The 23619-nt window shown below is 62.4% G+C and carries 19 protein-coding genes and 1 tRNA gene; 10 read left to right on the forward strand and 10 right to left on the reverse strand.

Features of this window, described 5'->3' with window-relative positions; genetic code table 11:
• The first annotated feature begins 138 nt into the window (after nt 1-138).
• The 3 genes from PWM43_RS07135 to PWM43_RS07145 are packed head-to-tail and all read left to right on the forward strand — an operon-like array spanning nt 139 to nt 5529.
• On the forward strand, nt 139-921 hold the full coding sequence (locus tag PWM43_RS07135) for an ImuA family protein (protein WP_018308150.1): 783 nt from the start codon (nt 139-141) through the stop codon (nt 919-921).
• Nucleotides 851-2371, forward strand: coding sequence for a DUF6504 family protein (locus PWM43_RS07140; RefSeq protein ID WP_010668702.1), 1521 nt, complete (start codon nt 851-853; stop codon nt 2369-2371). Before PWM43_RS07135 ends, PWM43_RS07140 begins: the two co-directional genes overlap by 71 nt.
• Entirely contained in the window at nt 2368-5529 is a 3162-nt protein-coding gene (locus PWM43_RS07145; RefSeq protein WP_026200119.1) for an error-prone DNA polymerase, read from the forward strand. The genes PWM43_RS07140 and PWM43_RS07145 overlap by 4 nt, the downstream gene beginning before the upstream one ends.
• Before the next feature lie 73 nt (nt 5530-5602).
• Here PWM43_RS07145 and PWM43_RS07150 read toward each other — a convergent pair whose 3' ends face one another.
• Nucleotides 5603-5968 (reverse strand): MarR family winged helix-turn-helix transcriptional regulator, encoded by a 366-nt coding sequence (locus tag PWM43_RS07150; protein ID WP_235075531.1) that lies wholly within the window; start codon nt 5966-5968, stop codon nt 5603-5605.
• Between the two features lie 210 nt (nt 5969-6178).
• On the opposite strand from PWM43_RS07150, the gene PWM43_RS07155 reads away from it, so the two are divergent.
• Complete coding sequence (locus PWM43_RS07155) at nt 6179-6550, forward strand: hypothetical protein (protein WP_010668705.1); 372 nt, start codon at nt 6179-6181, stop codon at nt 6548-6550.
• A 211-nt stretch (nt 6551-6761) separates the two neighbouring features.
• Here PWM43_RS07155 and PWM43_RS07160 read toward each other — a convergent pair.
• Nucleotides 6762-6836, reverse strand: a tRNA-Gly gene (locus tag PWM43_RS07160).
• 211 nt (nt 6837-7047) lie between these two features.
• On the opposite strand from PWM43_RS07160, the gene PWM43_RS07165 reads away from it, so the two are divergent.
• The 3 genes from PWM43_RS07165 to PWM43_RS07175 are packed head-to-tail and all read left to right on the forward strand — an operon-like array spanning nt 7048 to nt 8910.
• Entirely contained in the window at nt 7048-8028 is a 981-nt protein-coding gene (locus PWM43_RS07165) for a tetratricopeptide repeat protein (protein ID WP_289841816.1), read from the forward strand.
• A complete protein-coding gene (locus tag PWM43_RS07170; protein ID WP_289841817.1) occupies nt 8025-8729 on the forward strand; it encodes an LON peptidase substrate-binding domain-containing protein in 705 nt (234 codons plus the stop codon). The genes PWM43_RS07165 and PWM43_RS07170 overlap by 4 nt, the downstream gene beginning before the upstream one ends.
• Before the next feature lies 1 nt (nt 8730).
• Nucleotides 8731-8910: a Trm112 family protein gene (locus PWM43_RS07175; RefSeq protein WP_289841818.1), complete on the forward strand. Its 180-nt coding sequence runs from the start codon at nt 8731-8733 to the stop codon at nt 8908-8910.
• 40 nt (nt 8911-8950) lie between these two features.
• On the opposite strand, the gene PWM43_RS07180 is transcribed toward PWM43_RS07175, so the two are convergent.
• The 3 genes from PWM43_RS07180 to PWM43_RS07190 form a co-directional block, all read right to left on the reverse strand.
• Nucleotides 8951-11587 carry a mechanosensitive ion channel family protein gene (locus PWM43_RS07180; RefSeq protein ID WP_289841819.1) on the reverse strand — a complete coding sequence of 879 codons (2637 nt, stop codon included), beginning with the start codon at nt 11585-11587 and terminating at the stop codon, nt 8951-8953.
• Between the two features lie 173 nt (nt 11588-11760).
• Nucleotides 11761-12966 carry a 5-aminolevulinate synthase gene (gene hemA, locus PWM43_RS07185; RefSeq protein ID WP_289842031.1) on the reverse strand — a complete coding sequence of 402 codons (1206 nt, stop codon included), beginning with the start codon at nt 12964-12966 and terminating at the stop codon, nt 11761-11763.
• A gap of 133 nt (nt 12967-13099) precedes the next feature.
• On the reverse strand, nt 13100-14080 hold the full coding sequence (locus PWM43_RS07190) for an EAL domain-containing protein (protein WP_289841820.1): 981 nt from the start codon (nt 14078-14080) through the stop codon (nt 13100-13102).
• A 207-nt stretch (nt 14081-14287) separates the two neighbouring features.
• Between PWM43_RS07190 and PWM43_RS07195 the strand changes: the two genes are divergently transcribed.
• The gene (locus PWM43_RS07195) at nt 14288-15568 is read left to right on the forward strand and encodes an MFS transporter (protein WP_289841821.1); all 1281 of its coding nucleotides are present in this window, start codon (nt 14288-14290) and stop codon (nt 15566-15568) included.
• Nucleotides 15569-15700: 132 nt separating this feature from the next.
• Nucleotides 15701-18133, forward strand: coding sequence for an ABC transporter permease (locus PWM43_RS07200; protein ID WP_289841822.1), 2433 nt, complete (start codon nt 15701-15703; stop codon nt 18131-18133).
• Nucleotides 18134-18203: 70 nt separating this feature from the next.
• Here PWM43_RS07200 and folE read toward each other — a convergent pair whose 3' ends face one another.
• The 3 genes from folE to folP are packed head-to-tail and all read right to left on the reverse strand — an operon-like array spanning nt 18204 to nt 20568.
• Nucleotides 18204-18860 carry a GTP cyclohydrolase I FolE gene (folE, locus tag PWM43_RS07205; protein ID WP_289841823.1) on the reverse strand — a complete coding sequence of 219 codons (657 nt, stop codon included), beginning with the start codon at nt 18858-18860 and terminating at the stop codon, nt 18204-18206.
• A complete protein-coding gene (gene folK, locus PWM43_RS07210) occupies nt 18860-19711 on the reverse strand; it encodes a 2-amino-4-hydroxy-6-hydroxymethyldihydropteridine diphosphokinase (RefSeq protein WP_289841824.1) in 852 nt (283 codons plus the stop codon). Before folK ends, folE begins: the two co-directional genes overlap by 1 nt.
• Complete coding sequence (gene folP / locus PWM43_RS07215) at nt 19711-20568, reverse strand: dihydropteroate synthase (RefSeq protein ID WP_289841825.1); 858 nt, start codon at nt 20566-20568, stop codon at nt 19711-19713. The genes folK and folP overlap by 1 nt, the downstream gene beginning before the upstream one ends.
• Before the next feature lie 215 nt (nt 20569-20783).
• Here folP and PWM43_RS07220 point away from each other — a divergent pair, with 215 nt between their 5' ends.
• On the forward strand, nt 20784-21104 hold the full coding sequence (locus PWM43_RS07220; RefSeq protein WP_289841826.1) for a PTS lactose/cellobiose transporter subunit IIA: 321 nt from the start codon (nt 20784-20786) through the stop codon (nt 21102-21104).
• A 166-nt stretch (nt 21105-21270) separates the two neighbouring features.
• On the opposite strand, the gene PWM43_RS07225 is transcribed toward PWM43_RS07220, so the two are convergent.
• Both PWM43_RS07225 and PWM43_RS07230 read right to left on the reverse strand, forming a co-directional pair.
• Nucleotides 21271-22092, reverse strand: a complete 822-nt coding sequence (locus tag PWM43_RS07225; RefSeq protein WP_289841827.1) for an alpha/beta fold hydrolase — start codon at nt 22090-22092, stop codon at nt 21271-21273.
• Nucleotides 22093-22356: 264 nt separating this feature from the next.
• On the reverse strand, nt 22357-23460 hold the full coding sequence (locus tag PWM43_RS07230; protein WP_289841828.1) for a branched-chain amino acid aminotransferase: 1104 nt from the start codon (nt 23458-23460) through the stop codon (nt 22357-22359).
• Nucleotides 23461-23619: the final 159 nt, after the last annotated feature.

Here is a 23619-nt window from a genome sequence, read left to right on the forward strand (position 1 = left end):
ATCAGAGACATAGCTGGGCCTCAGCTATTCCCTGCACTGTGTCACACCTCCGGTAATCGTGCCTTGACTCTTATCGCGCGTTAGGAACAAACCATGAACATATAGCTACTGACGCCGCCAGCATCGGACGGATTCGAGATGACCACGAAAGGGAGCCCAGCCCGGAAGAAGCCCGCCCTGGAAGCGCTTCAGGCGACCATTGCCCGGCTCGAAGGACACAAAAGCCATAAACGCGCCGTCCTGCCATTCGGCGTGAAGGAGATCGACGCGAGGTTACCGGGTGGCGGCCTGGTCCTGGGCGCGCTTCATGAGGTGGCCGGTGGCGGGACTGACGCCCTCAACGCCACGGCTGCGGCCCTGTTCGCCGCAGGGATTGCCGGCCGGACCAGAGGCAAGGTGCTGTGGATCGTCACCCGGCAGGACATCTTCGCGCCGGCTCTCGATCAGGCCGGACTGGCCGCTCGCCGGGTCATCCACGTTGAAGCATCCTCGGACAACGACGCCCTGGCCTGCTTCGAGGAAGGTCTGCGACATGGCGGGCTGGGGTCCGTGGTCGCCGAGGTCGGGCGACTGACGATGACGGCCTCGCGGCGCTTGCAGATCGCGGCCGAGGGAACCGGGACCATCGGCCTGGCTGTCCGGAGATGGCGCCGCCAGACGGAAGCCGCCGATTTCGGACAGCCGACAGCCAGCACCACACGCTGGCGGGTCTCTGTCCTGCCATCCGCGCCGCTTCCCGTGCCCGGCGTGGAGCGGCCCCGGTGGATGCTGGAATTGCTGCGCGCGCGATCGGGGGAATGCGCGGATTTCGAGGTGGAGGGGTGCGATGCCAACGGGAGGATCGAATCGTGTGGTGTCGCTCTACCTGCCTCTGTGGCCGACGGAGCGCATCAGGAAGAAGCTGGGCAACGCCGCGCCTGAGACACCGCTGGCCCTGGCCGGCCGGGAAGGCAGCCGTCGCGTCGTCATGTCCGCCGACCTTGCCGCCCGCAAGATCGGGGTGACGCCCGGCATTCCGGTTGCCAAGGCCCAGGCGCTCTATCCCGATCTGACCATCATGGATGCCGACCCCGACGGCGACCGAGCCGGGCTGGAGGCTCTGGCTCTCTGGTTCCAGCGGCGGATCGCGCCGATCGTGGCCGTGGACGCATCCGGCGGACTGCCTGATGGCATCGTAATGGACACGACCGGCACGGATCATCTCCATGGTGGCGAGCCGGCGATGCTGGACGCCGTGGTCCGTCGCCTGGCTGACTCAGGCTTTACCGCCAAGGTCACGATCGCCGGAACCTGGGGTGCCGCTCATGCCCTGGCCAGATATGGACGTGGCCGGATCATCATCGTGCCCGACGGAGGCATCCCCGACACGCTCTCCAACCTGCCGATCGAGGCATTGCGGCTTCCGGCTGCCGTCATCGAAGGATTGCGGACGCTGGGTATCTCCCGGATCGGCAAGCTGGCCGCCATGCCGCGCGCGCCGCTGACCTTGCGGTTCGGGCCGGAACTGGAACGCCGTCTGGACCAGGCTTATGGGCGCATCGCCGAACCGATCCTGGCCGTGCGCCCGGTCGATCCGGTTTCTGTGGCGCGCAACTTCGCCGAACCCATCGGCGCGGCCGAGACCATTGCCCGCTATATCGGCAAGCTGGTTCCCGTCCTGTGTGAAGGGCTGGATGCCAGGGGCGACGGCATACGGCTGCTCGACCTCCTGTTGCACCGGTTGGACAGCCAAACCCAGACGATCCGGATCGCCACGGCCCGGCCGGCAAGGGACGCGAAGCATCTGACGCGCCTGCTGTGCGAGAAGATCGAGACGATCGATCCGGGCTATGGCATTGAGCGCATGGAACTGGTCGCCGTCCTGGCCGAGCCGATGGAGGTCAGGCAGCGGGTTTCCTCGCTGATCGAAGAGGAAGAAGCCGACATCTCCGGCCTGATCGACACGCTGGCCAATCGCGTCGGTGGGGAATCGCTCTACCGGTTTGCCCCTGTGGAGAGCGACATTCCCGAGCGGTCGGTCTGCCGGGTGCCGGCACTGGCTCCGGATGACGGCGCCACCTGGCCGGTCGGATGGCCACGACCGACCCGGCTGCTTTCCCGGCCGGAACCTGTCCAGGCCATGGCCGAATTGCCGGACCAGCCGCCGATCTTCTTTATCTGGCGCGGTATCCGGCATCGCGTGCGCTGCGCCGACGGGCCTGAGCGCGTCTTCGGCGAATGGTGGAAGGGTGATACGGAACTGACGATCGCGCGGGATTATTTCCGGATCGAGGACACGGCCGGCGACCGATTCTGGGTCTTCCGCGAGGGTGATGGCGAACATGGAGAAACCGGCTCGCAGAGATGGTTCATGCACGGGCTGTTCGCATGACCCGCTATGCCGAGCTTCAGGTCACCAGCTATTTCTCGTTCCTGCGGGGCGTGTCTGCGCCTGCCGAACTGTTTGCCCAGGCCAAACGTCTCGGACTTTCCGCCATCGGGATCACCGACCGCAACACACTGGCCGGCATCGTCCAGGCCCACATCGCCGCGAAAGATACCGGCATGCGGCTGGTGGTCGGATGCCGGCTCGACCTCGCCGACTTTCCGCCGGTCCTGGTCTATCCGATGGACCGCGCCGCCTATGGCCGCTTATGTCGGCTGCTGTCGATCGGCAAGGCGCGCGCCGGCAAGGGGAAATGCCTGCTGAACTGGGCCGATCTGGCCGAGTGGGGCGACGGACTTCAGGCCGTGCTGGTGCCGGATGTCGCCGGCGAGGACTGCGCCCTGCATCTGCGGAAGCTGCGGGATGCCTTCGGGGACCGGGCCTATATGGCACTGACCCTGCGCCGCCGGCCGAATGATCAGATGCGGCTCTATGAATTGGCGAATATGGCCCATGCGCGCCGGGTGAAGACCGTCGTCACCAATGACGTGCTGTTCGATATCCATGACCGCCGCATTCTCCAGGATGTCGTCACCTGTGTTCGGCATAATACGACCATAGACCGGGCTGGCTTCGTCCGTGAGCGTCATGCCGATCGCTATCTCAAGCCGCCCCAGGAAATCGCGCGCCTGTTCTCGCGATATCCCGAAGCGATCGACCGGAGCATGGAGATCGTCGAACGCTGCCGGTTCAGCCTCGACGATCTAGCGTATCAATATCCCGATGAAATCACGACGCCGGGCCAGACACCCCAGGAAGCACTGGAAGCCCTGACGTGGGAAGGTGCGAGAGCCTTCTATACGGATGGCATCCCCGAGGACGTGGCTGAAATTCTCCGCCATGAACTGGCGCTGATCGGGCGCATGTCCTACGCGCCCTACTTCCTGACGGTGAACAGCATCGTTCGCGAGTCGAGGCGGCGGGGCATTCTGTGCCAGGGTCGCGGATCGGCGGCCAATAGCGCTGTCTGTTTCGTGCTGGGCATCACGGCGATCGACCCGTCGCGGACGACATTGCTGTTCGAGCGGTTCATCTCGGAAGAGCGGGGCGAGCCGCCGGACATCGACGTGGATTTCGAGCATGCCCGTCGCGAGGAAATCATCCAGTGGATCTATGACCATTACGGTCGCACCCGCGCGGCACTGACCGCCGTGGTCACCCGGTATCGGGCCAAGGGGGCTCTCCGTGATGTGGGCAAGGTGATGGGGCTGCCGGAAGACCTGATCACCCTGCTGTCGAAACAGATATGGGGCTGGTCGCGCGAGGTCGATGCGGAGAAATTCGCCGAGACCGGAATCGACCTGACTGACCGGCGTATCCGTCTGACGCTCGATCTGGCGCGTGCCCTGATTGGCGTGCCGCGTCATCTGTCCCAGCATCCGGGCGGCTTCGTGCTGACCCATGACCGGCTGGACGAACTGGTGCCGATCGAACCGGCGGCGATGGAGAATCGCCAGACCATCGAGTGGGACAAGGACGACATCGACGCGCTGAAATTCATGAAGGTTGATGTGCTGGCGCTTGGCATGCTGACCTGCATGAAGAAGGGACTGGACCTGCTCGCCGAACACAAGGGGCAGCGCTTCACGCTCCAGACCATTCCGGCCGAAGACCCGCGGACCTACGCCATGATCCGCAAGGCAGACACGATCGGCGTGTTCCAGATCGAGAGCCGGGCGCAAATGTCGATGCTGCCGCGCCTGAAGCCCCGGACCTATTATGACCTGGTGATCGAGGTCGCCATCGTCCGTCCCGGACCGATCCAGGGCGATATGGTTCATCCGTATCTGCGCCGGCGGGAGGGCCTGGAGCAGCCCGATTACCCGACCCCGGAACTGGAGGAAGTCCTGAAGCGGACCCTCGGCGTGCCGCTTTTTCAGGAACAGGTCATGCAGGTGGCCATGGTATGTGCCGGGTTCACGGCGGCCGAGGCCGATCAACTCAGGCGTGCGATGGCGACCTTCAAGAACACCGGGACGGTCTCGAAATTCCAGACCCGCCTGCTCGAAGGCATGAGGGAGAACGGATATCCGGAGGAATTCGCCGAGCGTATCTACCAGCAGCTTGAGGGCTTCGGCTCCTATGGCTTCCCGGAGAGCCATGCCGCGTCATTCGCCATCCTGGCCTATTCGTCATCGTGGATGAAATGCCGCCATCCGGACGTGTTCCTGGCCTCATTGCTGAACAGCCAGCCGATGGGCTTCTACGCGCCGGCCCAACTCGTCCGCGACGCCCAGGCGCATGGGGTGGAAGTCCGGCCTATCTGTGTGAACCGGTCACGCTGGGAGGCCATCCTTGAAGGGCCGGAACGGGCGAACGGCCTGTTTGCGGTGCGGCTCGGGATGAACCTGGTGAAGGGACTGGCCAATGAGGATGCCGCGCGGATCGTGGCGGCCCGTGGGAATCGGCCCTTCGTGTCGATAGACGATCTGTGGCGACGATCCGGCGTGAAGGCCGCTGCCCTGACCCACCTGGCCGAGGCGGATGCGTTTCGTGCGGGGTTCGGGCTGGCACGGCGTGAGGCTCTGTGGGCGATCAAGGCGCTACGGGATGAACCGTTGCCCTTGTTCGCGGCTGCGGAGATCGTCCGGGAAGCAAAGGAACCGGATGTCCTGCTCCAGCCCATGCGGGCCGGCGCCGAGGTGGCACGGGACTATAACCGTATCGGCCTGACCCTGCGGGACCATCCGGTTGCCTTTCTGCGGGATGATCTGAGGCGCGATGACATCCTGTCGTGCCGGGACGCAATCAATGCCAGGGATGGCAAGCGGCTGACGGCAGCCGGAATCGTCCTGGTGCGTCAGCGTCCGGGTTCTTCAAAAGGCGTGGTTTTTATGACGCTGGAGGACGAGACGGCGACGCTGAATGTCATCATTTGGGCAGACACCTTCGAGAAATTCCGGCCGGTGGTCCTGTCCGCCAGCATGGTGGCTGTGAAGGGGAGGCTTCAGAAGGAGGGCGAGGTGATTCATCTGATCGCTCTGGAGATCATCGACCAGTCGGGACTACTCGCCGATGTTGGAAACCGCTCAAATGGTGGCACCCCAAGCGACAGACATCACCCGGATGACGTCATCATAGTTCGATCGCGGAATTTCCATTGATGTGCGATGTCCAGAGTGTTGTGCCGCATTTCCATGATTGTAAGAGGCGTGCATCGGTTATCGGAAATCTGCGTCATGGCCTCTCTGCTAGACCCTTGATCGCCCAGTGAAGCAGATCAAGCAGTCGTTCACCTTCCTCCTCCGAGAGATGCGTATGGCTCCGGGCGTTGATGACCGCCACGGCTGCCGCAACCTCCGGCAACCTGACAGACATTAATGGCGATAGCGATATCGTCGTGCTTCTGCGATCGTTCGGATCCGGCTTGCGTTCGATCAGCCCGTCCCGTTCCATTCGTGAAAGGGTCTTCGCCATCGTGGATTGCTCGACGGCCGCGAGGTTCACCAGTTCACGCTGGCTCCGTGTCTTGCCGTCCGCCAACGCGAAGATCACCGGTAGCTGACCGGACATGAGGCCAAAGGGCCGCAGTGCTTCATCCATCTCACGAGCAAAAAGCCGGGCGGCCCAGTTGACCATATAGCCAAGGGAGTCGGTTCGGGACGGCCATTTATATGGCTTGCTATCTTCTTTCATGGCTTGCTATGTAAAAGACCTTCTCTTCAGGAAGCAAGGATCATATCATGCCAACGCTTCTCCGCCGTCTCCATCGTGTGACAGGAAAGCCTGTCGATCCTTTGTATTGGCAGTTTCATGACTGCCTCGGTCGTCGCAGAACTCTATGGCGACGCCTCGATTATCAGCACAGTCAAGCGTGCGATCCTCTGGGGATTATTGGTCCTGGTCCCATGTCTCGCCACAACGGGGCTTTCGGGCTATCGCGCGACAAGTGGGGCTCCGCGTGGTCTGGCACTCGTGAAACTCCGCCGTATGCGGATCATCGGCCTCAACGGGATTTGCGTTCTCGTACCGTGTGCGCTGTTTCTGGCCGCCCGCGCGGCGGCATCACGATTCGGTTGGCCATTCTACAGTATACAGGCGCTCGAACTTCTGGCCGGCTCTATCAATCTTACTCTTCTGGTCCTGAATTTCAGGGATGGTCTGCGCCTTGCTCGACGGCAATAAGCGCAGAGTACCGATGTGAGCCGCGCACACCGACAATAACGATTGATACGAATTGACGGCGCGATCAGGACCGCAAAACAAGTGTGTGTCTCCGCTAAGGCCATCACAGATTCAGCCTCGCGGTGGACACCATGTGGACACCACACCCCAAAACGACGAAAGCCGCCTTGCGGCGGCTTCCTCGTATCCGTCTGATTTTCCTTGGAAAATCTGGAGCGGGCGATGGGATTCGAACCCACGACCCCAACCTTGGCAAGGTTGTGCTCTACCCCTGAGCTACGCCCGCATTCCGTTGAGCGGCTGAATACGGGAGATCACCGTGCTTCGCAAGTAGCCCTTCCGGGAAAAAGGAAGATTTTTTTCGTGCCCGCGACAAAGGCGTCATCGTCGTCTTGCGCCGTCGTATCCGTAACACGATCTTAAGGCCAGATACGGCGGCCCTCTCCCCCACCACCGCCATGGCTCCTCTCCGGCCACCACAAGGAACATGCCGCTTCATGGATTACATCATCGGGCAGAAGCCGTCGGGATCATCGTCCCAAACCGCGTCGTTCACGGCGGGAGGCGCGCCCTCATCCGGGACACGCAACATCCAGATCGTTGACGCCGACCAGAAAAGCTTCATGAAGGAAGTCATGGACGCCAGCCGCGAGCTGCCCGTTCTGGTCGATTTCTGGGCGCCGTGGTGCGGTCCATGCCGTCAGTTCACGCCCGCACTTGAAAAAGTCGTCCGTGCCGCCGGTGGGCGGGTGAAACTGGTCAAGGTCGACATCGAAGCCAACCAGGCGCTCGCCGCCCAGCTCGTGCAGATCGGACTGCCCCTACAGTCCATTCCGATGGTCGCCGCTTTCTACAAGGGCCAGATCATCGACATGATTCAGGGCGCGCAACCCGAGAGCGAGGTCAAACGCTTCATCGAAGCCCTGCTGAAAATGGCCGGAGGCGCGATGCCCAGCGCCGATATCCTCGCGGCCGCGCGCGAAGCGCTCAAGGAAAACCGCCCCGAGGAAGCCGCCTCGCTCTTCGCGGGCCTGCTCGATATCGAACCCGAAAATCCCGAAGGATGGGGCGGAATGATCCGCTCCCTGATCGCGCTGGACGATACCGCCGCCGCGCACGAAGCCCTGTCCCAGGTTCCCCCGGCGCTTGCGTCGCATGCCGAAATCACAGGTGCCAGAGCCGCCCTGGCTCTGCATGAAGAAGGTCGCGCCGCGGCAAGCGCGCTCGACGGGCTGCGGGCCGAGGTCGCGGCCCATCCCGAGGACTTCGCCACGCGCCTGAAGCTCGCAGGCGCCCTGAACGGCGCCGGTCTGCGCGCCGAAGCCGCCGACGAGCTGCTGCACATCGTCAAGACTGATCGCGCCTGGAACGACGGCGCGGCCAAGGCCGAACTGCTGCGATTCTTCGAAGCCTGGGGACACGCCGATCCCGCGACATCGGCCGCGCGCCGCAAGCTCTCGTCGATCCTGTTTTCATGACGCTGCCGCAGGAAGGCTTCGTCCACGGGGGCGAGGACGATGTCCCCCGCCGCATCCCCCGCCTGCAGGACATCACTCTGGCAGACGTGCCCGCACGGGTCGGTCTGTTCCCGCTTCCCGGCGCGCTGCTTTTGCCGGGTGGGAAGCTGCCGCTCAATGTCTTCGAGCCTCGCTATGTGGCGCTCCTGGAGGATGCCCTCGCGTCCAACCGTCTGATCGGCATGATTCAGCCTCGCGACGAGGAAGACGATTCCGCCCAACCCGCCTTGCATCACGTCGGCTGCCTCGGACGCATTACGAGCTTCAACGAGCGCGCCGACGGCACTTTCGCCATGACCCTGAGCGGTCTGGTGCGCTTCCGCATCCTGCGCGAGGGCACGGAAGAGCGCGGCTATCGCATCGCTCATATCGACGCTTCGGGCTTTGCCGCCGATCTCGTCGAAACGGGCGACGTGGCGCTCGACCGCGATCGACTGATCGACTCCCTGCGCCGCTATCTGGACCTCCACAATCTGCATACGAGCTGGAACGCCATCGAGGAGATGGAGGATGACGCGCTCATGGTCGTTCTGCCCATGCTCGTGCCTTTTACGGTTGACGAGAAACAGTCCCTGCTGGAAGCAGAGACCATTGGAGACCGCGCAGCCGTGCTGATTTCACTGCTGGACGATCTTTCCGAAGCTGACGACCCCGAGGACTGACATGACCGCCGATCTGGACCCCCGCCTTCTCTCGATGCTCGTATGTCCCCTGACGAAGGGACCGCTGGAATACGATCGGGAGCGGCAGGAACTTCGTAGCCCCAAGGCCCACCTCGCCTATCCCATCCGTGACGGCATTCCGATCATGCTTCCCGACGAAGCCCGTCAACTGGAAAGCTGACCGGCTCTCCTCCCGACACGATAAGCCGTGAGCCTTGCGCTCACGGCTTTTTTTCGGCGTCCACGACCTGGCTCGTCGATGTGCCGGTCGCACCAGGCTCAGCTGCGGCCTCGACGCCCGCTCTCCCTCGGCTGCCTTCGAAAAGCCGATCCAGACCGTCGATCTCCAGCGTCCGCGTCGGAAACGGTATGGTGATCCCGCGTTCATCGAAGCATTTTTTCATGCGACGATTGAATTCGCGCTGAACAGGCCAGCGCCCGCCCGTCGTGGTCGGCAGCACGCCGCGCACGGTAACGGATGAATCCCCGAGCGAGTCCACGCCCCATATCTGGATATCGTCGGTGATTAGAATTGAGAAATCCGGGTCTGAGCGCATATCCGATGCGATATCCTTGAGGGCCTTCACGACATCGTCGGTGTCGACGTCATAACCCACGCTTGCCGCGATGGCGGCCCGCGCATAGTCACGGTTGAAATTCGTAATCTGCCCGAGAGAGCTGAACGGGAAAATATTCATCGACCCGTCGCTACCCCGCACATGGACCGTACGGAGCGACAGATGCTCGACGGTGCCGCCGACGCCGTTGAGACTTACCGAGTCCCCGACCGTCAGGGCATTTTCGAGCAAAAGGAAGATGCCATTGATAAAGTCCTGAACGAGCTTCTGAGAGCCGAAACCGAGCGCCACGCCGAATATCGACGCCCCCGCGAGAAGGGGCCCCGTATTGACCCCGATTTCACTCAGGATGGTCAATGCAACCACAACACCCAGCACGACGAGCAGAGCGATCCGGATCATCGGCTGCAGGGTACGGATACGCGCGGCCCTCAGCGAACCGTCCTGCATGGCGCTCACGCGGGTGACGTGCCGCTCAATCGCGAGATTCGCGTATTCCCAGACGATGGACGCAATCGCAAGGGCGACGAGGATGGTAAATGTCGAGCCAAGAACACGACTCCCGATCTGACCGTCGCCAAACATCGATCTCAGCGGAACGCCCCATGCCAGAGCGATAGCCACGACCGTCAGGATACCGATCACCCCGCCCGCGACCCAGCGCACGATGGGATAATAAGACCCGACACGCGCCTTGGTCTCGTCGTTGAGATCGATCCACTCAGGCAGATTACGGAAGAACCGTTCAAGCAGCCCGTAGATCGCGATGCTGAACAGACGCAGCACGACCAGCGCCACAACGGTTCGCAGGAACAGACGCCAGATCGACGTGTAACCGTTCGGCAGTTCCGCCGCCCATACGAGCCACAATCCAATGTCGAAAAACAGCGCCGCCACCCACCAGACCCGGTTGAGCACCGAGACCGCATATCCGCCGACGCCGTCCTGTTTCGCATCCTTACACAGTGCCGTCACATACGGCCGCGCGCGAACGATCATCACCGCAACCAGGAGATGAAGAACGAGAGCCAGAAGCTTCGCCAGCGCGAGAACGGTGGCGAGTGGCAAGGAGCAGTCACTCATCAGGCTCAAAGCCGCCGCGCCGCAGGTTCCGATCAGCGCCAGCAATTGAAGCCAGCTGAAAAGAAATGCCGAAGCGGCATTCCCGATGGTCATCAGACGAAGCCATGGCTTTGATGGCGAGAACAGGGCGCGTGCGATGCAGACGATGCTTCCGCCAATGATTCCGCACAGCACGAGATCACGCATGGCCGCCGTGGTCGCGCGCGTCGAGGCCGGGTCCAGAGCCTTCACAAGGAGGGCCGCCACGGGAACCGCGGCGACGGGAATCATGTCGAGCACGAAGCAACCCAACGTGTAGGGAATGCGTCGAACCGCCAGCATCAGACGTGCCAGAGCACCCTGATGACGCAGACGGACCTCCCCCTCCGCCACGACGTCGATCTGCATTTCTTTCGTGGGTTGAGGATCGCCGTCGGGCGCCCCCGATATCGGCGTGATGTCGCTGGCGACCGCCGTGGAGTGGTCATGCGCCGCGACCCTTTCTTCAGCCTCGACATCGCGCTTCACCGCGCTTTCCGCCGCGCGCTGCTCGGTTCTGGCAACCGCGATATCTTTCAGACCATGGCTGCGTGCGGCTTCCTCCAGGACATGCCGCGGGCGTCGGATGGCAAGGCGCGCAAGAAAGACAAACGTGCCGACAAGGGCTACGAAGATCCCGACACGGATGAGAATCGCGTAGACTTTGGCTCGGTCCGCCGGACTGTTCGCAATATGTCTGGCCCATGGACCGATCGTGCCAAAATCAAGAACCGTCGTCGCCACCGCCTGCGCGCGTGACTGAAGCTGATCGCCGAATATGGACACGCTCCCCAGAACCTGAGCACCGAGACTGTCGGGTTCGAGCGACTCCGCGACGGCCTGGGGCGCGGCGGGAGTCGATGCCACTGCGGCGGGAGTCGTCGCTTTGGAAGGAGCCGCTTCCACGGCCACGCCCTGCGCTTTCGTAAGGTTCTCCAGCGTCGTCACGAACTGACGCCGCTGCGTATCATCGTTCAGAACATGAATAAGCTGCTGTGCCTGTGAAGCACTCAGGCGCGGAGTCGCGTTTACGGCAGAGTCGGGATGACTTTGGGCCGTCTGGGCGCCCCATGCGTTCTGAAAGCCCGAAAGAGCCAGACAGAGCAGGATTGCTGGCCCGAAGATTTTTAGACGCGGCTTCAACTGGCCGTACAATTCACGCAAAGGCCCAAACCGCATTCTGCCGCGTCTCCGTTTTTCTTGGCTGAAACGCACGCAGCCAGCGTGCTTCCGCAATGAGATGAGCAGGCTTTACGCACGAACCGGAACGACGTTGCAAATAACGAAAAACGCCCTGTTCCCCGACAAGGAAACAGAGCGTTCGTCCTGGACAAAAAACGTGATTGAAAGAGTCAGGCTGCCTTGGAGAGCCCTTGCTCGGTCCACAACTCAGACAGGGCCGATACGAGATCGTCGATATCCGCTTCCTCATGCAAGGGTCCCGGCGTGATGCGCAGACGTTCGGTGCCTCGGGCAACTGTAGGATAATTGATCGGCTGGATATAATGTCCATAACGGCTGAGCAGCAGATCGGACAACATCCGACAAAGCTTGGCCTCCCCCACCATGACAGGCACGATGTGCGACTCGTTTCGGATGTGCGGAATCCCTGCGCGATCCAGTGAGGCGCGGAGATAGGCGACGCGCGCCTGATGACGGCGGCGCTCTTCCTGGCTCTGCCGGAGGTGACGGATGCTGGCCAGGGCTCCGGCCGCCACCATCGGCGGAAGCGCCGTGGAAAAGATGAAGCCTGAAGCAAAGGATCGCACGAAATCGCATAGCGCGACGGAGCCGGAAATATAGCCGCCGACAACACCAAAACCCTTGCCGAGCGTGCCCTCGATCACGGTCAGGCGATCCGCCAGCCCGCGCTGCTCCGCGACGCCGCCACCCTGATGGCCATAGAGGCCAACGGCGTGGACCTCGTCGAGATAGGTCATCGCATTGTAACGATCCGCAAGATCACAGATCGCCTCGATAGGCGCGATATCGCCATCCATCGAATAGACGGATTCAAAGGCCACGATTTTGGGCGTGTCACGCGGAAGAGCCTTGAGACGCGCCTCGAGATCCGCAACGTCGTTATGACGAAAAATCTGCTTCTCCGCGCGCGAGTGCCGGATGCCTTCGATCATGGAAGCATGGTTGGCCTCATCCGACAGGACCACGCAGTCCTTCATGCGCGCCGCGATCGTACCGAGAGTCGCCCAGTTCGACAGATATCCGGAGTTGAAGAGAAGTGCGGCTTCCTTGCCATGAAGGTCCGCGAGTTCCCGCTCCAGCGCGACATGCTCATGATTGGTTCCGGATATGTTGCGGGTGCCTCCCGCGCCCGCGCCACTGTGGTCGAGGCTCTTGTGCATGGCTTCGAGCACGGATGGATGCTGCCCCATGCCCAGATAGTCGTTGGAGCACCACACCATCACCTCACGACCGAGAGCATGGTGGAAAGCACGAGGAAAACGACCGGCCTGCCGCTCAAGCTCCGCGAAGTGCCGATAGCTGCCATCGGACTTCAGACCGTCAAGCGCACGCTGGAAAAACTCGTCATAAGTCACGGCAGACCCCGCCATCAATGCATCCTCCAACTCTTTGTCCGACAGGATGCGGCAGCAGTTCCGACACCGCAAGTTAAGCTCACGTTATGGCGATCGACCGGCCGCAGACCCGTGGGAACGGCCGGCAGAACAATCATTCGGAGCTTTCGCCGGAGCGCGCAAAACCCATGCGCCGAGCGACCTCGCGCGAACCAGCCACGGGTGGAATAATGTTCCGGGCCTCTGGAAAATCGCAGTAAGTCCCCGAAAATTCGTCACATCCCGTCTCACGGACGAAGGCATAGATCTGTTCATCGCCCACTTCGCTAAGATGAACGGCAAGGCCCAGCGCGCGCACGGCGGAGATCGTGTTCGCGTAGAAATTGCACGCGACCGGATCGAGACAAACGCGTTCCGCACCGGCGGCCTCACCCGGCGCGGGCGCCACAAACCCCGCCGTCAGCAAGCCGGCATCCAGACACACCCCCGACAGTAGGCCGCTCCCGGCATGATCCCTGAGGAGGGTCATACTCGAAACATCATGTCCAAAACGGGTCAGCCAGAGACCGACGCCGTGATCGCGCAGAACGGCAAGACTGTACGTGACCGGGTCATTCCCCTCGTTCAGAGCCGCCTCATGAAGCGTCAGATCCAGTCGCGAAGGCGGGAAAGAGGTGTTTTCCAGAACCGAGGCCAGCCCGACCACGAACTCCTCGTCAGGCATCGAACGCTCGGCAAGCGAGACCATCAGACGCAAGGGCCGGTCCCACCGAGCCGCTTCCCGGCAGACATATTCGAGCAGTTCAAATTCGGCTGTATGAGGCGATGAAGCACCCGAACCCCGTCGCCGCCGGGTCGAGCCACGCGAGACGGGAAACGGCCCGGTGTGAAGATGAATTTCCTCGACCGCGGCCCCCAGGAGTACCGGGTCTCCGTTCAACCTGGCCGCAGGGGCCCAGCGCGCCTGCCAACGGACCGCGGGCACATTCGCGCGTTGACGCGCCCGCTTGCGCCGGAGGGTTCCGGCAAACGATTCCCGGAGAAGTTCAGCGTCATCGGCCCGTCGCGTCGCATCTTCGGATCCGCCGTATTCGGACGTCGCATACGCAAAAACCTGTCCGGTGCTATTGTCCACAAACCCGCCTTCCTGTCGCACAATCGACACATAATGGCAGGAGATTCACTAACAGCCCCCTAACGCCGGGGTCTCCCGAACGTAGGTTCGATAAAAACAGAACATATCCACGTCATCTCCTCTCGACGGATGCACCGGATTTCGGGCAAAAGACGAAGCCGCTCCACGCGGCATGGACTTCCAACACGATACTGCGAGGTCGAGACCATGACGGATGATCACCGCCAGATGGCCTCGCCATCCCCTGCCGCGTCCTCACAGGACAATGCCCTTCTTGCCCTGCGCCCCTATTGGCGCGTGACGTTCGCCGCTTTTCTGGGGTGGTTTCTGGACGCGTTCGACCAGACATCCCTTCTCCTGACGCTGCCGGATATCGCCCGTTCCCTGGCCTGCTCCCTGAGCACCATGGGCACTATCATTCTCGTCCAGAGTTTCGGTCGGGCCATCGGGAATACGAGCTGGGGCTGGCTGTCGGACCGTTATGGCCGCCGTCTGGCGTTCATGGCCGGTGTGCTGTGGTTCGCCCTTTTTTCGGGGCTGTCCGGCATGGCGTGGAACGTCACGGTCATGATGATCGTACAGTTCATGTTCGGGATCGGGTTCGGCGGCGAGTGGACGGCGTCCGCCGCCCTGCTGATGGAAAGCGTCCCGGCCCGCAGCCGCGCCATGGCCTCGGCCCTGATGATGTCAGGCTATGAAATGGGTTTCCTGGCCGCGGCTGCCGCCCAGGCGCTGATCCTGCCCCATTATTCCTGGCGCGTTCTGTTTTTCATCGGCATCGCGCCTGCGCTGCTGGCGCTGTTCATCCGCTGGGGCGTGGCCGAAAGCCCGGTCTGGATGGCGACCCAGAGCCGCCGCACCACGCTCGGCAAGGATCATCCCAGGCCGAAGCGGCCACCCTTCCGCCTGGATCACGCCGCGCTTCAGGCCATTGCGCTCATGTCGGTGCTGGAATTCCAGAAGGCCGCTGTTTACAGTCTCTATCCGACGATCCTGCGCACCGTGCATCACTTCACGCCCGCCCAAATCTTCTGGCCGATCGGGCTCTTCTGTATCGGTTCCTTGCTCGGCAAGCTGCTCTGCGGCTGGCTCGCGGGCCGGTACGGTGATCTCAAGGTGATGCTGGGCACCATCGTCACCGTCATGGTGCTGATCTACCCGTTCCTGAGCAGCACGCATTACAGCATCCTGCTTGTTGCTGCCTTGCTGATGGGCATGGCGGCCTCAGGCATTTTCGCGCTGGTTCCCTACTATCTCGCCAAACGTTTCCCGTCCGAAACCCGCAGTTTCGGCATGGGGCTAAGCTATGCGATCGGCTCCATCGGGCAGGGTCTTGCCGGATGGCTGATCCCGGTTTTCGGTCCCCGAAACGCTCTGCCGATCTCGGCTGAAGGCTTCGTGCTCGGTTCGAGCGTCATCGTCGGAGCGCTCGCCATCGCCGAGCCCGCCCATCTGCCCGGCGAGCACATGGAAACGGACCCTGCCTGAGACTCGACCGGCAGGAGGCGTCCGTTTCCGGACACCTTCCTTTGGCTTCCGTTACGAATTTCCTGTCTTTTCAACGCCCTGCAAGAAATTGCCTCTCATGTCACACTAGGTCGTCCCAAAAAGGAGGCCAACATGGGCGGCGCGGTCCTACGAAGCATTCAGAGACAGTTCACGCATCACAAGCTCTACACGGCGCTCAACCTCGTGGGGCTGGGTTTCGGCATCGCCGTCTTCCTGACCATGGCGCTGATCGTACGCTACGAATTCAGCTACGACGCCTATGTGCCCGACGCCGCGCATGTGTTTCAGCTCGATGGCGACTACCGCCCGGCCGGACATGAACCGATGGTCAGCGACGCCGTCAGCTTCGTGCCCTACCCGTTCCTGAAACAGGACTTCCCGGCCATCACACACGCGGTCCGCGTTCTTTCACTCCCGACCCCGGTGCGTGTCGGCAGCCAGCTCGGGCGCGAGGACGTCCAGATGACCGATCCCGATTTCTTCGCGGTGTTCCCGTTGACGATCATCGACGGCCGTGCGGAGAACGCGCTCGACGGACCGGCGAAAGTCGTGCTCTCCGCCAGCATGGCGCGGAAATATTTCGGCACCGACCATGCCGTCGGCCGTACGATGCATATCAACAACGCCCACGATCCCGCGACGGTTTCCGCCGTGTTCGCCGATCCTCCGCCCAATTCCACGATGAGCTTCAATATCCTGACGCCTTTTCCAAGCGCGATGCTCGGTGGCCTGCCCTTCCAGAACTGGGGCAGTACGTGGGGAACGATGTGGATTCGCGTCGGAGATCTGTCGACGCTCCCGGCGATGCGGCACGGGCTGCTGACCGGCTATCCCGCCCGCCACCCCGGCACGATGATGACACCGGCGCAGATCAACGCGATGTTCGGCTCCGGCGGCCTCATGCCGGTCGCGCTCCCCGACGTCCATTTCCACAATGCCGAGATCGGCGACGGAGGCACCAGCCCACAACTGATCGACATTCTCGGCCTTGTCGGCGTCGCGGCGCTGGCCACGGCCGTCGTGAACTACATCAACCTCGCCACGTCGCGCGTGGGACTTCGCGCCCGTGAAGTGGCCATCCGCAAGGTGATGGGCGCGTCGCGCCGCGCGCTGATCGTGCAGTTCATGGGCGAGGCCTGCGCCCTCGTCTCCATGGCCACGCTCGTCGGGCTGGCGCTGACGGAACTCGGCCTACGCTGGGTCAACACGCTCGGCGGCTGGGACGTGCGTTTCGACTGGGCCTTCGTCCTGCCGATGGCCATCGTCATCACGATCGGCGTCGGCATGGCCGCCGGACTCTATCCGGCGCTGGTGCTCTCCGCGTTCCGTCCCGCCGCGATCCTCGCCGCCAGCCGCTCTCCGTCAGGCGGACGGATGGCAAGCCTCGTGCGGACGGCTCTGGTCGTGGGGCAATTCGCGTTCGCCATCACGCTGGCCATCTGTACGCTGGTCATGAGCCATCAGGCCGCCTTCATCCGCACGCTGGATCGCGGGCTGCATCAGGACGGCCTCATCGTCATCGATTCGCTTTCCGATGACAGCCTCATGAACCGTCAGGCGGAAATCGTAAGACGCCTCGGTGAAACGCCGGGCGTCACGATCGCGACACGCTCGGACATGTTCTCCCATCATACGTTCGACCGCGACGACTGGCACCGCGCCGAAACGCGCGCGGATGTGAACGTGGCATGGGGATATGCCACGCCGGTCTATTTCGAGGCGCTCAGCGCGAAACTGCTCGCAGGTCGTCTCTTCGACACCGCCCACGGCGCGGACTATCATGACAACGCGCGTCAGGGCGGAAACGGCACGAGCGTCGTCATCTCGCGTCTCGCCGCCGAACGTTTCGGCTTCGCCACGCCGCGGGATGCGATCGGTCAGTCCGTGATGGAGAGCAGAAGCGCGCAGGTCTATCGCGTGATTGGCGTGATCGACGACATCCGCTTCGGCGGCGCGCATGAGCCGCTCCAGCCGCTCCTCTATATGGGGAAGCAGGCGCCTTTGAATTACGTCGGCGCGCTCGTGCGTTATTCCGGCGTCTCGACACAGCAGGAAATGGCAAGGCTGCGCAGCGCATGGGAGCAGATCGCGCCCGACGTTCCCTTTTCCGCCACCAGCGCGAACGACATTTTCGCCGATGACTACCGCGCCGACGCCGATCGCGGCGCGCTGTTCGGAATCGGAGCGGGAATTGCAATCATGATCGCGTGTCTCGGCCTCTATGGGCTTTCGACGTTCAACATCTCCCAGCGGATGCAGGAAATCGGCATCCGCAAGGTTCTGGGCGCGGGTACGCGAGACATTCTCGCTCTGCTCACCGGCCGTTTCCTCCGGCCCGTCCTGATCGCGAACGTGATCGCATGGCCTGTCGCCTGGGTCCTGATGAGAGGCTGGCTGTCGGGATTCGACCAGCGCGTGACGCTGACGCCCCTGCCGTTCGCGATCGTCGCCATCGGCGCGCTCTTCATCGCCTTATCGACCATCATCAGCCAGGCCACCCGCGCCGCGCGCCAGCCGCCCGTGGTCGCGTTGCGCCAGAACTGACCCATAACGATCGGGGTGAAGGGGTCAAAGACCCCTTCCGGGTTCGCGCAGAGCCCGCCCTTCCCGGCAATCAGCCGCGCAACAGGGACAGGATCTCCGCCCGGGCCGCGACATCGCGCTGCCACAGGCCACGCGCCACCGTCGTCACCGTCCGGCTGCCCACGTTGCGTATCCCGCGCATGGCCATGCACATGTGCTCCGCCTCGACCAGCACCATGACGGCCTTGGGATCGAGCACGTCGGTGACCGCGGCCGCGATCTGGTCCGTCAGGCGTTCCTGAAGCTGGGGGCGTCGTGCAACGGCATCGACCGTCCGCGCAATCTTGCTCAGCCCCGTCAGGCGACCGCCATCGGGCAGATAGGCCACATGCGCCTTGCCGAAAAATGGCAGCAGATGATGCTCGCACATCGAGAAGAACGCGATATCACGAACGATCACGGCGCCTTCGTGATGATCCGCCGCGAACTGCTTGTGCAGGTGCTCGCGCGGATCTTCATGCAGGCCGCCCAGCACGTCGAGATACATCCGCGCCACACGCTGCGGAGTCTCCAGCAGGCCCTCGCGCTGCGGATCTTCTCCAAGCGCCAGCAGGATCTCGCGGACCGCGCCTTCGATCCGCTGCTGGGCATCCGCGGGACGGTTCAGGGGCGCGAGGGACTGGCGGCCGTCGCAGCAACGATGACGCGCGGTTTCCAATGGAACCAGATCGGCGCTTGGCTTCGTCATCACTCTTCCTCTGCTACCATATCGATCACATCCCCGCGCTCGCGGGGCAATTCGTTCAGCAGGTCATGCACGGTTCGGTCGCCTATAAGCCGATCCGGCGCGATTTCCGCAAGCGGAACCAGCACAAAGGCGCGCTCATGCATGTGCTTGTGCGGCAACGTCAAGACGGCATCGTTGACCTTTTCATCGCCGACATAAAGAAGATCGACGTCGATCAGTCGCTCGCCCCAGCGCTTCCCGACGCCGCGCCCCAGTTCGATCTCGATATCCTTGCACACGCGCAGCAAAGCATGAGGCGTCAGCGTGGTGCGCCCTACGGCGCAGCCGTTCAGGAAATCCGGCTGGTCCGTCACGCCCCAGGGTGCGGTGCGATAGAGACGGGAAACCCGCTCGATCGTCACGCCTTCGGATGTTCCCAGCCGATTGAGCGCCAAGGCGAGCACCGCCTCGCGGTCGCCCTGATTGGTTCCCAGCGAAAACCCGACGCCGCGCTCGCGCGCCTTCGTCACGCTGACCGCCACGTCATCCGGTGCATGGGTGATCGGAGCCGACGGTTTGTGAACCGTCACGCAGGCATTTCGAACCTCTCGATGATGAGCGAGGATCGCCCCGGCAATCCGGTCAGCCAGCGTTTCGATCAGTTGAAAGGGCTCGCCCGCCGTCATCGAAACAGCGATGTCGCTGAGGCTGGCATAGCAGACCGCCTGCGTGTAATCGTCCTGCGCCACCGCTTCGGCGACATCGGCTTCCACCACAAGATCGATCACGAAACGCTGGCCCAGCCTGGTCTCTTCCGGATGGACGCCGTGACGGCCAAAAACCGTCAACCCTTTGATGGCAATCGTCGTCATCACGCGATCTCCTTCAGGATCGCGCGTATCCGAAGCGCGTCCACATGCGCCCCGACATCATGCACGCGCAGCACGGCGGCACCGCGCGCGGCGCCAAACAGCCCGGCCCCCAACGTTCCGCCCAGTCGATCCGCGACCTCGCGGTTCAGGAGGCGGCCGAGAAAGGATTTGCGCGAAAGCCCGAGCAGCACCGGCAGGTCATAAACGTCACGGAGCCGGTCGATCGCCCTGATACATGCGAGATTCTGGGCATCGGTCTTGCCGAAGCCCACGCCGGGATCGAGGACGAGATGAGCGCGCGGCACGCCTGCCCTGTCCGCCCGGCCGAGCGCCAGATCGAAGCAGCGGCGCATGTCGTCGAAAATATCGAGAGAGGCATCCACGGTCTCGCGATTATGCATGATGACGGCCAGCGCACCGGTTTCACCGATCGTCTCCGCCATCAGCAGATCGCGCGCGAAACCCCATACGTCGTTGACCATCACCGCGCCCTGCCCGATCGCCGCGCGCGCGGTTGCCGCCTTGTAGGTATCGATCGAGACCGGCACCGGGAACCGCGCATACAGGGCCGCCACAGCCGGTTCGACGCGACGTCGTTCCTCCGTCTCATCGACCGGAGCCGAACCCGGGCGCGTGGACTCGCCGCCGACATCGAAAATATCGACCCCTTCGGCAAGCATCCGGCCCGCCTGGTCGATCATGACCTCCTGCGTCGCGAAACGGCCACCATCCGAAAAGGAATCCGGGGTGACATTGAGAATCCCCATGACAAGACAAAGGCGGGCGTCATGGGCGTCGCGCAGCCGATCGCGCAGGGCGTCGCGCAGACCTTCCCATTGCGGCCCGGAAGGCGACACAGGATCTCTCATGCACTCAACGACGGGGTTCATGAAACGGGTCGGCTTTCCGCTCTGGTTCATACGCACGCTTGGCACCGTGCGCGAGACAACCCGCTTATGCGGGGCTGCTTCTTATCGTGCGTCTGTCTCAAAATCCAGAAAAACCACCTCTTCGCCGGAGGGAACCAAGCCCCTGCGAACTCCGTTTCATGAAACAGACAAGGAGACCAACCATGGCACGCACCGAACACGGCTCTCCCCTTGATGCGCCGTTCCAGGGCGAGAGCAACAAGCACGAGACCGCCCGCTCCCTCGCGGAAGCCGCGCTCCGCGCCGAGGAACATGGAGATTTCACGAAGGCGGACCAACTCTTCGATGAGGCGGAACGCACCGACCCGGACGCGCTTGCAACCGTTCTCGCGTCAGCGCCCCCTGAACATGTTCGACGCCCGCCGACACCCGCCAGCGACAGGGACAGGGACGTCGCAGGATTGACGCGCACCATCGAACCGGGCGTCACACACGTGCCTCCCGAAACGCTCGACGAGCAGTGAAGGCCGTATCCACAAAATAGACCGTTTCGGTGAGTTTACGACTGTCTGACTGCATGTGGGACCGAAGATGTAGTCGCGCAGTCGCATATGTCCCTCATATCGAGAGCAAGGTCGGGGCAGCGCCTGCGCGACATCCATCATTATCAAATCATGATGGATGTCGAAGTTATTTTCTCAAAAACGCGTCCACTTGAGCTTCGAATACTTCAGGTTGATCGATCATGATGAAATGACGGCTTCCATCAATTCGGGCGAATGTCACGTTCGGATATGTCGCGTATTGCGCATGGTAGAACCTATCCACCATGGTCGTGTCCATGCCACTGTCCTTGTCCCACGGGTAGAGTAGCACCGTGGGCTGTCGGATTTTCGAGACGTCGTCCGCGAGATCCGTCGTCATATCCTCATACATGGCGCGCGCAACGACGCGTTGATCGGAGGCGATTGACGCGGCCTTCACCACATCGGCCTCCGGGCCTGTGGTTTTCACCAGCGACGGCACCATCCTTTCCGCCCCCGCGACATAGGCCGCCCGCGTCTCGTGCAGCATACTGTCGCGCAGGGACGTCGCTCGCCCAACGACGGACTGCACATCGCGCGCCCCGAAAATCGCACCAAAAAATGGTAACGCGTCGACGATCATGAGGCGCCGGACGTCAGACGGATGGTGCAACGCCAATTCCATGCCCATGAGGCCGCCCAGAGAGTGCCCGATGACAGAAACGGGTGCGAGATGACGACCGACGAGGTAGCGATGGATCGCATCCGTGACCGGCACGATCAACGCACCTTCGCGATTCGCCTGTGGTGGCGCTCCTGCGAAGCCGAACACCTGCACGACATGTACCCGATAGCGTCCCTTGAGATGAGAGACGGTCCGGTCCCAGACATGCTCCGAAGAGGCAAGTCCCGGGATGAGCAGCACGTCCGGTCCGTCCCCGTAGGTCGAGATAGCGACACGCCCGTCAACCGCAACGGGAGCCGCCATCGCCGACTGGCTCCATTGCGATATGCCCAATATCAGAATCGCACAGAAAACTCTTCTGAAACCCATTTCACGCTGTCCTGCATAAGGTCAGAAAGCGACCCATAAACTCTCTATAAAAGAGAACTCTTTTATTAAAAGTTAAATCACGCGCTTATAGTCAATTTTGCCCGAAAATCGCCAGGGGCAGCCTAGCATGCCACGAGAACAAGCCATGAGAAAAGGCAGCGCAGCCGCCGCCTTTTCACCGGTCGTTCAACCCGCTTTTCAGCAGATGCGATGCACCCAATCACGGGAATCATTATGCCGTCCGCGCTGCAAATCGGTCAGTTCCGCCTTCAGCGACAGTGACACCGGTCCCGGCGTCTCGCCGTCGCCGAACACGGCCTCTCCGGTGGGACTTTTGAAGCGGCCAATCGGACTCAACACGGCGGCTGTGCCACACGCGAAGGCTTCCCTGTAACGTCCCGACGCCGCGCCTTCGAAAACCTCGTTGATGTCCAGCGGTATTTCCTCGACCTTGAGCCCCTTGTCCGCTGCGATCTTCAACAGGGAGTCCCGCGTGATGCCGGGAAGGATCGTGCCGGTCAGCGCGGGTGTGACTAGCGTGTTGTCGTCGCGCAGGAACATGACGTTCATGCCGCCCATTTCCTCGATGAACCGACGCTCGCGGCTATCGAGAAACAGGACCTGATCGCAGCCCATGCGATAGGCTTCAGCCTGTGCGACGAGACTGCCCGCATAATTGCCGCCGCATTTCGCAAAGCCTGTGCCGCCCGGCGCCGCGCGGGTGTAATCTTCCGACACCCAGACGCTGACACATCCCTTGCTGAAATAGGTGCCGACCGGACACGCGATCACGATGAACAGATATTCCGATGCGGGCTTCACGCCCAGCGCCACTTCATCCGAAATCATGAAGGGCCGCAGATAGAGGCTCTGCCCCTCACCAGACGGCACCCAGGCCGCATCGATCTTGACCAGTTGGTCCACAGCCTCGATGAAGAGTTCTTCCGGCAGATCAGCCATCGCCATGCGTTCCGCCGACGCTCGGAACCGACGCGCGTTCGCATCGGGTCGAAACGTCACGACACCGCCATCCTCGGTCCGATAGGCTTTCATGCCCTCGAAAATCTCCTGCCCGTAATGCAGGACGCTTGCGGCCGGATCGATGGAGAGCGGACGACGCGCCGTGATCTTCGCATCGTGCCAGCCCTGGCCTTCCGTATAGCGGATGATCGCCATATGTTCGGTAAAGACGCGCCCGAAAGTCGGGTTTTCGAGAAGTTCCGCCCGGCGGGCCGCGTCAATCGGCGTCGTCGTCGGCTCGATGGTGAATGTCGGCAAATTCTGTGTCGTGCGGGCGTCCATGACCGGTGTCGCAGTCCTCGATATTGGCAGAGGCCGCGACACTATCGCGTCCGGACTGGTTTGACACTCCGATTTTCTGAGAACCGCACGAACGGCTGCCATGAAAAAACCGGAGCGTTTGCGCGCTCCGGCTCAACGATCCAAACGAATTCCCCGGGC

Origin of the sequence: Brytella acorum (genome assembly GCF_029309905.1) — a bacterium.
Lineage (GTDB): Bacteria > Pseudomonadota > Alphaproteobacteria > Acetobacterales > Acetobacteraceae > Brytella > Brytella acorum.

What these genes read in the sequence shown, in the direction of transcription:
- PWM43_RS07135 (WP_018308150.1), top strand. Translation starts at nt 139, where the DNA reads ATGACCACGAAAGGGAGCCCAGCCCGGAAGAAGCCCGCCCTGGAAGCG.
- PWM43_RS07145 (WP_026200119.1), top strand. Translation starts at nt 2,368, where the DNA reads ATGACCCGCTATGCCGAGCTTCAGGTCACCAGCTATTTCTCGTTCCTG.
- PWM43_RS07150 (WP_235075531.1), bottom strand. Translation starts at nt 5,968, where the DNA reads ATGGATGAAGCACTGCGGCCCTTTGGCCTCATGTCCGGTCAGCTACCG.
- PWM43_RS07155 (WP_010668705.1), top strand. Translation starts at nt 6,179, where the DNA reads ATGACTGCCTCGGTCGTCGCAGAACTCTATGGCGACGCCTCGATTATC.
- PWM43_RS07165 (WP_289841816.1), top strand. Translation starts at nt 7,048, where the DNA reads ATGGATTACATCATCGGGCAGAAGCCGTCGGGATCATCGTCCCAAACC.
- PWM43_RS07170 (WP_289841817.1), top strand. Translation starts at nt 8,025, where the DNA reads ATGACGCTGCCGCAGGAAGGCTTCGTCCACGGGGGCGAGGACGATGTC.
- PWM43_RS07175 (WP_289841818.1), top strand. Translation starts at nt 8,731, where the DNA reads ATGACCGCCGATCTGGACCCCCGCCTTCTCTCGATGCTCGTATGTCCC.
- PWM43_RS07180 (WP_289841819.1), bottom strand. Translation starts at nt 11,587, where the DNA reads ATGCGGTTTGGGCCTTTGCGTGAATTGTACGGCCAGTTGAAGCCGCGT.
- PWM43_RS07195 (WP_289841821.1), top strand. Translation starts at nt 14,288, where the DNA reads ATGACGGATGATCACCGCCAGATGGCCTCGCCATCCCCTGCCGCGTCC.
- PWM43_RS07200 (WP_289841822.1), top strand. Translation starts at nt 15,701, where the DNA reads ATGGGCGGCGCGGTCCTACGAAGCATTCAGAGACAGTTCACGCATCAC.
- folE (WP_289841823.1), bottom strand. Translation starts at nt 18,860, where the DNA reads ATGACGAAGCCAAGCGCCGATCTGGTTCCATTGGAAACCGCGCGTCAT.
- folK (WP_289841824.1), bottom strand. Translation starts at nt 19,711, where the DNA reads ATGACGACGATTGCCATCAAAGGGTTGACGGTTTTTGGCCGTCACGGC.
- PWM43_RS07220 (WP_289841826.1), top strand. Translation starts at nt 20,784, where the DNA reads ATGGCACGCACCGAACACGGCTCTCCCCTTGATGCGCCGTTCCAGGGC.
- PWM43_RS07225 (WP_289841827.1), bottom strand. Translation starts at nt 22,092, where the DNA reads ATGGCGGCTCCCGTTGCGGTTGACGGGCGTGTCGCTATCTCGACCTAC.
- PWM43_RS07230 (WP_289841828.1), bottom strand. Translation starts at nt 23,460, where the DNA reads ATGGACGCCCGCACGACACAGAATTTGCCGACATTCACCATCGAGCCG.